19 protein-coding genes are annotated in these 12,228 nt (G+C 39.0%); 1 reads left to right on the top strand and 18 read right to left on the bottom strand.

The genetic code is table 11. The features are described from left to right. Window positions 1–98 precede the first annotated feature (98 nt). The 18 genes from NF543_RS18970 to NF543_RS18885 all read right to left on the bottom strand — a co-directional run bounded on the left by NF543_RS18970 (window position 99) and on the right by NF543_RS18885 (window position 11,936). Window positions 99–386 carry an RNA polymerase alpha subunit C-terminal domain-containing protein gene (locus tag NF543_RS18970; protein WP_257669764.1) on the bottom strand — a complete coding sequence of 96 codons (288 nt, stop codon included), beginning with the start codon at window positions 384–386 and terminating at the stop codon, window positions 99–101. 27 nt (window positions 387–413) lie between these two features. Beyond that, entirely contained in the window at window positions 414–782 is a 369-nt protein-coding gene (locus NF543_RS18965) for a nuclear transport factor 2 family protein (protein WP_257669763.1), read from the bottom strand. Window positions 783–1,058: 276 nt separating this feature from the next. Beyond that, window positions 1,059–1,634 carry a dihydrofolate reductase family protein gene (locus tag NF543_RS18960; protein ID WP_257669762.1) on the bottom strand — a complete coding sequence of 192 codons (576 nt, stop codon included), beginning with the start codon at window positions 1,632–1,634 and terminating at the stop codon, window positions 1,059–1,061. Between the two features lie 92 nt (window positions 1,635–1,726). After that, window positions 1,727–2,101, bottom strand: a complete 375-nt coding sequence (locus tag NF543_RS18955) for a DoxX family protein (RefSeq protein WP_257669761.1) — start codon at window positions 2,099–2,101, stop codon at window positions 1,727–1,729. A gap of 41 nt (window positions 2,102–2,142) precedes the next feature. After that, window positions 2,143–2,619 carry an SRPBCC domain-containing protein gene (locus tag NF543_RS18950; protein WP_257669760.1) on the bottom strand — a complete coding sequence of 159 codons (477 nt, stop codon included), beginning with the start codon at window positions 2,617–2,619 and terminating at the stop codon, window positions 2,143–2,145. Between the two features lie 4 nt (window positions 2,620–2,623). Next, window positions 2,624–2,950, bottom strand: coding sequence for an ArsR/SmtB family transcription factor (locus NF543_RS18945; protein WP_257669759.1), 327 nt, complete (start codon window positions 2,948–2,950; stop codon window positions 2,624–2,626). A 384-nt stretch (window positions 2,951–3,334) separates the two neighbouring features. Continuing rightward, the gene (locus NF543_RS18940; RefSeq protein ID WP_257669758.1) at window positions 3,335–3,955 is read right to left on the bottom strand and encodes a hypothetical protein; all 621 of its coding nucleotides are present in this window, start codon (window positions 3,953–3,955) and stop codon (window positions 3,335–3,337) included. An 11-nt stretch (window positions 3,956–3,966) separates the two neighbouring features. Beyond that, entirely contained in the window at window positions 3,967–4,500 is a 534-nt protein-coding gene (locus NF543_RS18935) for a hypothetical protein (RefSeq protein WP_257669757.1), read from the bottom strand. Window positions 4,501–4,695: 195 nt separating this feature from the next. Further along, window positions 4,696–5,709: a helix-turn-helix transcriptional regulator gene (locus NF543_RS18930; protein WP_257669756.1), complete on the bottom strand. Its 1,014-nt coding sequence runs from the start codon at window positions 5,707–5,709 to the stop codon at window positions 4,696–4,698. A 328-nt stretch (window positions 5,710–6,037) separates the two neighbouring features. Then, window positions 6,038–6,529 carry a DUF1398 domain-containing protein gene (locus tag NF543_RS18925; RefSeq protein ID WP_257669755.1) on the bottom strand — a complete coding sequence of 164 codons (492 nt, stop codon included), beginning with the start codon at window positions 6,527–6,529 and terminating at the stop codon, window positions 6,038–6,040. 71 nt (window positions 6,530–6,600) lie between these two features. Then, entirely contained in the window at window positions 6,601–7,365 is a 765-nt protein-coding gene (locus NF543_RS18920) for a helix-turn-helix domain-containing protein (protein ID WP_257669754.1), read from the bottom strand. A gap of 454 nt (window positions 7,366–7,819) precedes the next feature. Beyond that, window positions 7,820–8,242: a VOC family protein gene (locus NF543_RS18915; RefSeq protein ID WP_257669753.1), complete on the bottom strand. Its 423-nt coding sequence runs from the start codon at window positions 8,240–8,242 to the stop codon at window positions 7,820–7,822. A 29-nt stretch (window positions 8,243–8,271) separates the two neighbouring features. Next, a complete protein-coding gene (locus NF543_RS18910) occupies window positions 8,272–9,015 on the bottom strand; it encodes a helix-turn-helix domain-containing protein (RefSeq protein WP_257669752.1) in 744 nt (247 codons plus the stop codon). Between the two features lie 73 nt (window positions 9,016–9,088). Next, complete coding sequence (locus tag NF543_RS18905) at window positions 9,089–9,403, bottom strand: hypothetical protein (RefSeq protein WP_257669751.1); 315 nt, start codon at window positions 9,401–9,403, stop codon at window positions 9,089–9,091. Window positions 9,404–9,499: 96 nt separating this feature from the next. Beyond that, window positions 9,500–10,081 (bottom strand): LOG family protein, encoded by a 582-nt coding sequence (locus NF543_RS18900; RefSeq protein WP_257669750.1) that lies wholly within the window; start codon window positions 10,079–10,081, stop codon window positions 9,500–9,502. 251 nt (window positions 10,082–10,332) lie between these two features. Then, window positions 10,333–10,761, bottom strand: a complete 429-nt coding sequence (locus tag NF543_RS18895) for an EthD family reductase (protein ID WP_257669749.1) — start codon at window positions 10,759–10,761, stop codon at window positions 10,333–10,335. 52 nt (window positions 10,762–10,813) lie between these two features. Further along, a complete protein-coding gene (locus NF543_RS18890) occupies window positions 10,814–11,572 on the bottom strand; it encodes an IS1595 family transposase (protein ID WP_257669748.1) in 759 nt (252 codons plus the stop codon). Window positions 11,573–11,795: 223 nt separating this feature from the next. Then, on the bottom strand, window positions 11,796–11,936 hold the full coding sequence (locus tag NF543_RS18885) for a hypothetical protein (RefSeq protein WP_257669747.1): 141 nt from the start codon (window positions 11,934–11,936) through the stop codon (window positions 11,796–11,798). Window positions 11,937–12,017: 81 nt separating this feature from the next. On the opposite strand from NF543_RS18885, the gene NF543_RS18880 reads away from it, so the two are divergent. Then, the gene (locus NF543_RS18880) at window positions 12,018–12,191 is read left to right on the top strand and encodes a hypothetical protein (RefSeq protein WP_257669746.1); all 174 of its coding nucleotides are present in this window, start codon (window positions 12,018–12,020) and stop codon (window positions 12,189–12,191) included. Window positions 12,192–12,228: the final 37 nt, after the last annotated feature.

Genomic DNA, 12,228 nt, shown 5'->3' with positions numbered 1-12,228 from the left:
TTAGAATTTCTGCTAACGTTTTGCGTGTATGAGCAGTAGCGGATTCCAAGGCGATTACCTGTCCGACTGCACTAAGTTTATGCAACCTTTCTCCAAAATCATATAAAAGTCAACCCTTGCTCTTCAAGAGATTTTCTAAAAGTCGGTAATGATGCTTTTCCTATCCCGTGAATCTTCATTATTTCATTCTCTGTAAAGGTTGATAATTTTTGGATGGTGTCCATTCCGTGATGAAGCAAAGCATTTCTTGCAGGATTACTCAATAGTGCTAAAAAACCTGAGGCGGGTTCCTTCAATTTTTCACAAGTCGGACAGGTTGGACAGTCGCTACTTTTATAGAATGTGTGTCCAAATTTGCAAGTTTTTTTTATCTTCTGTGTCGCCATATTAATTGCAACAGTGTCTGATTTTTACTATTTAGTGGCTGGAGCAATCATTGTTTGAACTGCAAGCCATTGGTCATTTTGTCTAATAAAAACTGTAGATGCAATTTCATAGTTACTAAAAGTTTGTCCTTTCCAATTTCCGGAACTTGTGCCTTTTTGCATTACAATTCCTGTATCGCCATATACCTTAACATTCAAAACCTCAAAATCCATTTGTGTGTGAATCAAATCTCCACTTTTTACTAATTGCAAAAACATTTGCTTAGTGGTGACATTACCATTACCGGAAAAAATCACCCATTCGTCAGACATATACTTCGCCATTGAAACAACATCATTTGCTTCAATTGATTTATTCCAATCAAGTTCGATTTTTTTTAATAGTCTTTCTTCCATTTTAATAGTTTATACTTCGTGTTCTTATGAAACAAATTTACTAAGTCAGCTTTAATATCTTGGAGGCTAAAAACGACAATTTTAATGGGTAATTACGCCACTTCATCTTTCTCTTGTTCCGCTTTCTACAATGACCGCCAACGGTTTGCAGCTACACGCAGGCAGGGATTATTACCACTGAACTTCCTACGAAGAAATGCACTTCAAATTTACGAAAAACTGTCATACGAAGCACAAAACCCCTGCTTACGTGTAGGTGCTGTTAGCGGTTCGTTGTTATTGTCTGTCCACTGTGTAATTCAGTTCAGTTACCCCGCAAGTAAATTGTCGAGTAGAAGGCAATAGTTTTAGTTTTATTTTGTCTTTGATGCCCACAAACAATGGAATGCCTTGTCCAAGAATAATTGGGTTAACAAAAAGCCAGTAACCGTCAATTAGGTTTTGTTGAATAAGTGAATGGGTTGCTGTCGGGCTGCCAAAAAGCAAGATGTCTTCACCCGCCTGCTGTTTTATTTCGTTTATTCTGCCCGCAAGGTTGTCGTTGATAATTGTTGTGTTAGTTAAGCCCGTGTTTTCAATTGTTTTTGATAAAACAACTTTGTGAACATTGTTATACCATCTTGAGTGTTCCATGGCGTGTTTTGTAGCGTTTGGTTGTTCGCCTGCTTTTGGCCAGTAATTCTCCATCATTTGATAAGTTACTCGTCCGTATAATGCTGTGTCGCCTTCGCTTATTCGCTTTTCAACATAATCAAAAATTTCTTGTTCAGCTTTAATCCAGTTCATTTCTCCGTTCGGTCCTGCTACAAAACCGTCAAGCGATATGTGCATAAATGAAATTACTTTTCTCATATTTTTCTTTTTTTTATTGTTGACTATATTTTGTCACTGTCTTTTTAAATTAATCACTAACTCGTAACCTTCATTACAGCTAGCTTTTTTCGTCACACTTTATCATTATTTGCTTTAATCTTACCCCAAAAAATGTAAGAAACTGTAAGTAAGAGAATGCCAAATAAAGGAATTAGGATATTTGAAAAACCATCTACTTGAATAATTGAATAGGTTGCCCCTATTAAATTTATACTTAGACCTGCATAAGCCCATTCTTTTAATTTATTAAATCTCGGAATCAAGATTGTAATTGCACCAAATGTTTTTGCAACGCCAAGAAAAGGTAATAGATACATAGGGTAGCCTAAATGTTTAGCGACTTCCTTTGCGTCGTCAATCATTAAAATGTCAGGAATAGCACCTAAAGCCATAAATAAGGAAAATAAGCCTGTTATTGTCCAAAATATAATTTTATCCTTTTTCATTGTTGTGAAATTTTCATTGCGAGATTATTTTATTAATGTTCTTATTTCTTAACTAATGTTTTAAGATAGTTTTCAAGTCGATTTAAAGTCTGCTTGCCACCTTCAATGGCATTTACCTTACTATTTAATTCATCAATAATTGCTTTTGACTTAAATACTGACTTCATTGTCAATAATGTTTTTCCTTCAACTTCTTCAAAGAAAACTGAAACTGTAAAATTGTAATCTTCGCTTTCTGCACCAGTATGTTTATAGGACAAAAAGGAAGGCTTTTTCACTTCTACATACTCAATTTTGTTATCCCAATCCCGCCCCATACCGTGCATAATAAAATCCCAAAGTTCACCTGTTTCTACAGTCATTGCTTTAGTAGTTAGCGAAAAACCGTTTGGTCCCCACCATTCTTTTATATGTTCAGGAGTTGTCCATACTTCCCAAACTAAATCTCTTGGAGCATCAAGAATTCTTGTATGTGTAAGAATGTTGTCTTCTTGTTTGAATGTATTGTATTCTTCCATCTTTCTATTTCTTCTTTTTTTGAATTTTTGCCAAATAACTTTCCAATGAGTCAAGTTTGTTGTCCCAAAATTTTCGGTATTGGTCTACCCAGTCTGACACTTCTTTCATTTTTTGAGGATTAAAGTGATAGTATATTTCACGTCCTTTTTGCTCTTGCCTTACAAGTTGGCATTCTGTCAAAATTTGAATATGCTTTGAAATTGTTTGCCTTGAAGAATCAAAGTTTTCCGCAATTGCCCCTGGGGTCATTGCTTGAAATGCCAATAAACCTAATATCGCTCTACGTGTCGGGTCAGCGATTGCTTGAAATATATCTCTACGTGCTTCCATTTTATGCAGTTACTCGACTGCAAATATAGTGCAGTTATTTAGCTGCGCAAATTTTTTTCTCATTTTTATTTTGAAAAGTTAAAAGTCAGAAGGTTTTTTGTCTGTTTATGGTCGCTCTACAATGATCGCTAACTCCCAAATATATGAAACATTACAATATCGACATGAATTTAAAGTATTCTAGTGAAAACAGCTTATATCATTATAAATTAGCACAAAAAGCTCACGATAAAGCCACTTTTTTATTTCATATTTTGAATAACTTTTTATATTTGTGATGAAAATAATTATATACTACCCTGTACCACACTTCATGAATTAACACCAAAGCCCGCGGCAGTTCGCCGCGGGCTTTGGTGTTGGTATGGAACCGCTTACAGTGTCCTACAACGCATACCCATTGACCACATCACTGTAGGTGACGGTTGGGTTGGTGCCGAGGTAAGCCGCACGGTATTCGTAAAGCTTGAGGCTTTCGAGTCCGGTAAGCTCCACCTTTGAGCGAGTTACACTGATGTCGATCCACTGTTCCGCCCCCGCTTCACGGTATTCAAAACGGTACATTTTGGCCGTCTTGATAGGTAATACGGACAGTTTTACCCTGCCGGTGCCCACGCCTACTGCTTGTGCAAGCAGGTTGAGGGGTTTCGGATTGGGCGCGGCAACGCCACTGGTAGCGCCGGTCTGCTTGTGGCCATAACCCGCAGCGAGGATGGTATGCGGGTCACCATCGGCAACCTGATCCACATACAGTGCCAGCCTGCGAAGGTTTGACTCCAGTTCGGCACGCAGTTGGTCGCGCCGCACGATGCTCTGCCGATCGTAATATCGAGCGTTGACCATCGCGTTACGGAAGTCGGCCAATCCGGTTTGGATGACACTGAGGGCCGGGGCCGGGTCTGTAAAAAGGTCAGCCCGGTCAGTCATCTTTTCGAAGATGCTTTCCGCCTGTTGATCCAGCTCTACATTGCTGAATTTTGAGAAATCAATTTTTGTTTTTGCCATTTTTAAAAAAATTAGAAGGTTAATACTAAATTATAATCACTAGGTTTGGGTTGAGGACGGTAACCGTCCGGTTCAGGTTTGGTTTTCCGAAAAAACCGATCGGTTTTCGGGGGAAACCGATCCACTTCTACCCGGAGAGGATTGATGTTTGGGAAATATCTTTTGGTTTCCATGGATTTCCGATTGGCGCCGATGGATTTCCATTTTTCCGTAAGGTATTCCCAGTTGGTAAGGGGTAAAAGTGGATTAACTATAATAGAAGAATAATTAGCTATTCGCAAAAAAGGATTGGAAAATGTAAATAGGGCGTCGGTCTGCAGCAAAAACCAATTCATTTCTAGTGAAAGCGAAATGGTGGTGCGGAAAAACCGATTATAAACCGGTAGGAATTCATCGTAAACCCTCGGGAACTGATCGTATATTTGCGGAAACCAATTGGTTTTTGCCAAGAAAGTATCTCTTTTTCCCGAACGGGGATAGGTCTTTCCGCGATTCCCCTTGTAAACCACCGATTCCCGATAATACAATCCCTTTCGTGTTTCCATGTTTTCCATGTTCCTATTATCCTTGTTTGTACGGGTACAAAGGTGGGGCGGAAAATGCACTGCCGTTAGTCGGATAGTGGAAACTTTTCGGTGGTTTTCAGCGGTTTCTGTGGACTATTTGCATAGCGATGTTGTTCAACATATTGATGTTGAGTTGTTTGTGTTTGATTAGGTAGGCTTTGTTTTTCGAAAATACTATCGTTTTTTCCGCTTTTCCTGCCGGAATTCGGTGGGTGTCATGAAAAAGGTCTCCTTGAATACCCGGTTGAAGGTGGTGGTTGTAAAATAGCCGGTCAGGGCCCCGATATCCGCTATGGGCAGGCGCGAAGCGCGCAGCAACTCACTTGCTTTGTGCATGCGGTAGATTTTGATGAGGTCGAGCACTTTCTCACGGGTTTCGGCAAAAGCCTTGAACAGCAGGCTACGGGAGACGAAGAGTTGTGCGGCTATTTCATCAGCAGTGAGGTCCGGATTGGTATAGTGTTGCTCGATATACCGCTTGGCTTGCAACCGGATGCGTTCATTGATGGGCATACCCCCGCCTTTGTAATAGGCCAGTACCTGGTCGTGATACGCACCGAGCAGGGTATATACCCGGCTTTTCAATTCCAATATAGCCCCCAGTTGTTTCTTATTCGGGGAAGCGATTTGTTCGGCGAGCAGGTCAAGTGAAGCCTTCGACAATTTGCCGGGAGGCAGTGCGGCGTATGCAGAACTTGCCCAACTCATATGGTCGTGCATAGATCCGATCATATAATACTGATACGAGGCCAACTTGGCGAAATCGCCTTTCAGCCCTATGAAGTAACAACGGTGGAAACCCTTATCGAAATGGATCCTACTGAGTCCTTGGGTAATCGGGAAGCCCAGCGTGTAGCCTTGTGGTGTAGACAGCAATTCATCCTGGTACCCCACCTCCCACTGGATGGTGCCCTGTATGCAGAACACCAGCAGGCAGCAATCATCAAAGCTATCGAACAGGAGCTTGTAAGGCTTCTTGCAAAGGGTTTGGAAATAGCCAAAAAACACCTGCTCATCTTCCAGGTATTGGAGCACCGCATCACCCTCCGGCCCACGCACACCGCGTACGGGTAGGGGATCGCTCATCGGGAGGAAAACATCAGGCGGATTGTCTACGTAGTCGTAATGCGGAGGCATCGTGTTCGGATATACGAGGCGGTAGTGGTCTGTGGTGAAATATTCGTTCATTGTACGATAGATGTAGGTGCCCGGAATCGGGCAGCGCTAAAATAAGGTTTTATTTCGTTTGATGCAAGGACAGGTGGTTGTCCTACTTGCGTTAGGATATCGTGATGAAGAAAACGACTATCTTGCTACACTCAAAAAAGTGAGGATATCAAAACAAGAATTTGCTACTATGGTTAATTGATTTTTTATTGGTGTTAACATGAAAGCTACTTGAATGAAATCAGGTAGCTTTTTTTTGGTTATTAGGCTAACCATTCCATTAAAATTTCAAAAGGCAAAAATATTATTGGTTGAGGACTATTTCGCAAAACCGATATTGTAAGCAGTTTTATTGTGGTATTTCTTCAACCAAAATTTTGCTTCCCGATTTATCGAAGTACGTACAAGTCATCTCGTCCATACAAACAGCCCACTTTTTGACACCTGATTTTGCAGCGTCATTGCAAAAAGTCGGATAGTCAGTCTTGCCGCCTTGATGAGCTTTCAAGTCTGCTTTAAATTGCTCTTCATCGGAAGTTTCCGCAATTGCTAAGGCTTCATACTTTGCAGGCGATGTAGTTTTGTAGTCATTAGCTCCATAATAGTCGGTATGACCATCTGCCACAAAAGTTTCGTAATAAGTAACACCTAATTTTTTAAGGTCTTGAATGTAAGTAGGAAAGTCCGCACCTGATTTCACTTTAATGTGAGCTTCTTTGATTTGTTCATCTGTAAACATTTGTTCTTGATTTTTTATTGTTAAACAATTGGTTGAATGACATGCAACCATAATGCTACAAGCTATCAAAATGATTACTGATTTTAGAATTGATTTTTTCATTGCCTTTGCATTAAGATTACAATGCAAAGGTGCGATGACAAAAAAACCTGTAATTGTAAAAAATCGTTTTTCTACAAGAAGCGTTTAAAGTTTTCGGGAGTGTTTCCAGTAAACTGTTTAAAGTCTTTAATGAAATGAGCTTGGTCGAAGAAGTTGTTTTCGTAGCAGATTTCAGTAAGCGATTTTGTTTCGTTTAGGTTGTCAAGAACAGTGTTGAAACGGACAATTGAAGCAAATTTTTTAGGTGTTGTTCCAACCACTTTTCGAAAGCGTTTTTCCAACGGGCTTTGGCTGATAAACAATTTTTCGTTCAGTTCTTTTATGCGGACAGTTCCTTTGCTTTGGTAAATGATTTTAATGGCTTCAACAATCAGTTTGTCAGCTTGAATGTCTTTTAGTTGAGATAGAAAAAAATGCTCAACAATTTTTATACGTTGTTTGTCAGAAGTGGCATAAGCTAATTTTTCTTCCACTTCGCGTACTGCATTCTTTTCAAAAATATTCTCAAGCGATAGACTTAGATTAAACAATTCATTGGCAGGATGTGAAGTAAAATGTGTAAATCCAATTTCGGTAAAGTAAACCAAAACAGTACCAATATTTTCTGAACTTTTGAAGATTTTGTAGCTGTCAGAAATCCCTGTAATACCTGCGGATGTTAGCTTGTTGAAGGTGTTGTTTTTAATTGTAGTAAGTTGTCCTTTATACTGAAATCCTATAACTAATCTCGAAGACGGATAAACTTTGTATTCGTTTTCCGATTCATTCTCCGACACTACAAAATATTTGATGTAGGGTTTTAGTCTTTTTGTCGGAAAATGCTTGTCAAATTTCATTTTATCGTTTTGTCTGTGCGGTTTCGTGAAATTGCTTACAACTCCCAAATATATGAAACATTCCAGTATCGACATGAATTTAAAGCATTCTAGTGAGAACAGCTTATATCATTATAAATCAGCACAAAAAGCTCACAACAAAGCCGCTTTTTTATTTCGTATTTTGAATAACTTTTTATATTTGTTTTGAAAATAATTATTCGGAATACGAAGTGAAAGCAACAATGTCTGGAATGGGTTCAGGTTATCCATGGGAGAACACCGCGGTGCAGCCATAATCTGGATAGCATTTGAATACGACCGCGACAAAATCAATCAAATAAAATCAGTCAAGGCCAAATTGTTTTTCCGGTTGATTGTCTTACTTCGATACGATGAGACACCACATATTGCTGGAGAAGGTGGCGGCACGCGTATCAGACAGCAAAGTTTTCTTATTCTTCGATATTCATTATTATTCAGCTTTTTCGGCAAATCCAAGTATGTAGCCATTAAGGTCTTTTGCATAAAACTCTTGCATACCATACCAAGTTGTTTTCAATTCAGTAATTTGAAGGTTTTTGTTTTTCAGTTTTTGGTGAAATTCTTTTATCCCTTCTATGTCCATATAGAATGAAACTGTTGCTCCAATAGATAAATCTTTTGAAAAAACAACATCGTTCTTAAAAGTATCGGTTCGTTGAAACATAAATTCAACATTGTCTTTCTGCATCATTGCGTAAACGTATTCTTTATTTTCTGCAAAAGTTTGGTCAATACCGTATTGACTTTCAGAAACAGCCATAATTAGCTTAAAACCGAAGTGTTCGGTATAAAAGGCAACAGTTTTCCGTATGTCGCTTACTTCAAAATTGGGCGAAAGTTTGCTTATCTTCATTTTGATGAAATTTAAATTATGACTCAAAATTACCTTTCTTCCAACTTTGATAATTGTAAAAATCGGTCGTTTTTATTTTTGTTTAATTCTTTTGGTGTTACTCCTGTGTATTTCTTTATTTCTTTGATGAAATGTGCTTGGTCAAAAAAATCGGATTGAGGACTTAGGTTGCCGTTTGAAATTTCTTCATAAGTAGCGTTGCAACGAACAATTTTCAGAAACTCTTTTAGTGTAATACCAAACTGCGAATTAAAGTATCTGTTAATTTGTCTACTGCTCCAAAAAATTTGGTTTGAAAGCTCCGACACAGTTTTTGTTTTTTGCTGATAAACGATTTCAAAAAGATTTAATTTCCTGCTGTCTATTTCACTTAAATGTTTTATTGAAGCGTCCAATTCATTAGAAGTGTCAGTAACAAACTTTTCAAACTCATCACATTTATATGTGTCAAGGTTCCAAAATGTAAAATGCAAGTTTACGGTAGTGTCTAAAATGGATTTAATCTCTTTTTTGAACAGGTATTCAATCGCTAAAAGTTTGAACCTTATAGCAAGGAATGTTGTGTTTTTCGGGATTTTTATGTCTTTCGGTTTCGTCCAAATTCCTGTGAGCTTAACAGTTGTCAATTTCTCGTTTTCAAATTCTGCAATTATGTCAAAATAACCGTCTGGCAAAATAGTGTGCTGAACTTCGGTGTCAGTTGTTTCGTAATACCAAAAACACTGCACAAAGTTGTTCAAAAATCCATTCGGTTTAATCTCTCTGTATTTCATTGCAGTGTCGTTCTAAAATGGCATACAATGGTTTAGGGATTGGCGAAGGTGGCGATTTAGAAGCAGGAACTATTCAATTTCCAAAGTGATTAATAAAGTAACTGCTCTTAAACAAGAGAAACAGAATGATAATATAAGCCATAAACTCTGCTCCCATTGCTATATATTTCGTTTTGCTTGTCATATAGCCAAAGGTTTCAATGATACAGACCAATGCCATAAGTCCGTAAGCAATAGTCATAATTTGTGGTGTTTTATTCCAATGTGCTAAATATCCGTAAATGAAACTTACAGAAGCAAACAGCACAGAACCCCAATGAATAACCAATACCCAAAACGGAAATTCGGGATTGGTAAAAGGCTTCCAAGGCACATTATCAAAAATCATTTCTATGAAACCCCCTACTGCCCAAAAGAACAAAAGAAAATGTATTGTCAACAATATGTAACCAAGTATCTGCATTAGTGGTTCGTTGTTTTTCCGTCAAACTGTTTCTTTGGTAATCCATTTTCCAACTGTCGGTGCTACATAATTTTTCATTTTGTCAAGAAGTTCATCAATATTATCACTGACTAAAAGCATTTGCTGATTTACTTCCTTTAAAAACCCTTTATTAACCATTGTCTGTATCAAGTCATTTAAAGAGTCATAAAAACCGTCAATGTTTAAAATTGCAATTGGCTTCTTATGAAGTCCAAGTTGAGCCCAAGTTAGCATTTCAAAAAATTCTTCTAATGTCCCAAAACTACCTGGCAGTGCAATTACTCCGTCACAGAGTTCATTCATTTTGGTTTTTCTTTCGTGCATACTGTCAACCAAGATTAATTCGGTTAATTGTTCGTGGGCAATTTCTTTTGATTTTAAAAAGTTAGGCAATACGCCAATAACTTTTCCACTTTCGCTCAAAACTCCGTCTGCAACTGCACCCATAAGTCCTACGTTTGCACCTCCATAAACTAATTCAATGTTTTGTTTAGCTAATGTTTGTCCAAGTAAAGTCGCTTGTGATTTATAAATGTCATCTGTCCCAAAACTTGAACCACAAAACACTGTCACTCTTTTCATATTTTTCTTGTCTTAACGTTTTTACTGTTTTACAGTCGCTCTACAATGACCGCTAACGTTGGTGCATGAGCAGTGGCGGGTGCAAGATGTGTGCCACTGTCCCCGTTACAAAAACGTATTTTGAAAGATAACACGTTGACCTTAAACCAAAACCCGCCATTGCTTATGCATTGTGTTGGCAGCCGGCCGGTTACAGCAAATATTTTTTTTGCCAGATAGTAAAGGGATAAAAGTAATCATGAGTTGTAGCGTCACCTAATAATCTCACTAACAAAGATGACAGGACTAATATTAGTGTAATTAGGGAAATCTGATCTTATGGCATCTCTATTTGGTCCGATAGCTGCCTGATAGTCGCCCAGGTCTTTTACATAGAAGGAGCCAATAGCCATAAATGGCAATGGCGTGTTAGGAATACCGCTGGCAAAGCCTTTTTCAATGGTGTATTTTACCAAATTTGATCCTAAAAACCCTGCTACCATAGGCATGTGCTTGGTTTCATAATACTCCATATCAAAGGTCTTGCCTTCTGCAAACGGGTACATGATGGACACTTTAATTAATCCTTTTTCTAACACTACCGAACTGTTCTTTTTAGTTTTGCCAGATTGCTTTTCTTGACTAAATCCTGCCAGACATGTAATCAGAAGTAAAACCGATAGAATGAGTTTAATTTTCATGATTGATTTTTTTAGTAATGGAATTTAAGTAATAAAATTTCTGATTATCCGTTTACGCACCTGTTATATTCGCAATGACCAGCCTATCAAATAGTTTGTCCCCGAAATACCTTCTGTTCAGTTTGTAAATGAACTCGTTGAGGTACAGCTGGAGGTATTTCCTTTTGATTTTATGGTAATTGCCCAATAACGTCCTTTTGGCATTGCTGATGGCGATATGCACCCACTTCAGGGTTTCTTTGGTGGTTTTGGCGTCCGATTTCTCGGTAACGTGTAACTCCACCAGATGGGAGATATCAACGTAGGAGGTGCTTTCAGCCATCACGGCCACATTCTGCTTGCCCTCGGCTCCCCGGCCGCGTGTCCCCTTGCCCCGTTCTATTTCTTTGCTGGCTACTGAAAAATAACCCTCGTCCAGCTCCACCATCCCCTCCAGGGTATACTTCGCGTCCCGGTTGCCCATCGCCTTGCGGAGTTTGTGAACCATCGCCCATACCGGTTCGTAACGCTTCATACCCAGCTGTTTCTGCAACTCGTTGGTTGAAAAACCCTTCTTCGTGCAGCTCATCAGGAACATCGTCTTGTACCACACCAAAAAAGGTAGCTTGGAACTCTCCATGATCGTCCCGCTGCGCAGCGAGGTGCGGAAATGACACGACTTGCATTCGTAGCTCCATTTCTTCTGTAGCCAATAATGAGAGCTGCCCCCGCATTTCTTGCAGGTGACGCCCTCCTTGTCCCGCTGCTCCTTGAAATGAAGCCGGCAATCGTCCTCCGTGCCGAAATGGGCTCTAAAACTGAATATATTCATCGTCTCTTCTTTTACCTCGCTAATATACTAAAAATATTAGGTGCGTTTACGGAGAATAAAATCATTTTTAATCTTTAAATTTTTAAACAATGGATTTACAAAAATTGGATGTACAGGAACTCACAGCGCGTGAGTGCATGGCCTGACAAAGCAACGCGTAAAGAAAAGCATTTCAAAAAAAAGGTGCGGGCAATACCCGCACCTGAATCATTGTGCTAAAACGTTAGTAAAAATCCGGATTTCTCACCACAAAGACTTCGTCCCAAACATCTTTGTCAGTGAAAGGCATGATGTAACGGCCGCCAGTTGTTTCAACCAATTCCTCGGAGCTGAGCTCCGCTACATTCAAATGTTCTAAATTCATGATTTTCTGATTTTAATACGTAAATAAAACTTGTTTTTGTTGTACAACGGGTCTAAGGTAGTAAAGGATAGATCGCATTCCATGGCACAATTCAGAAACGTGGTAACAAATCCAGAAAGCGACCCCATTGGGTATATATACGTTTCAACGCGTAGTATCATGATGTTCCCGATGGCACTCGGTATCACCGCTTCGGAATACCTGCCGGTGAATGTACCCGTGGCTTTGCAGGACAGCATCCGTATATCCGGATAAAATTTTCAGTTAAAAGTCTTATACCACAAATGTCGCG

The organism is Parapedobacter tibetensis, from assembly GCF_024704835.1.
In the GTDB taxonomy this organism is placed as follows: Bacteria; Bacteroidota; Bacteroidia; order Sphingobacteriales; family Sphingobacteriaceae; genus Parapedobacter; species Parapedobacter tibetensis.
This window is presented reverse-complemented; position numbering and strand designations above follow the sequence as displayed.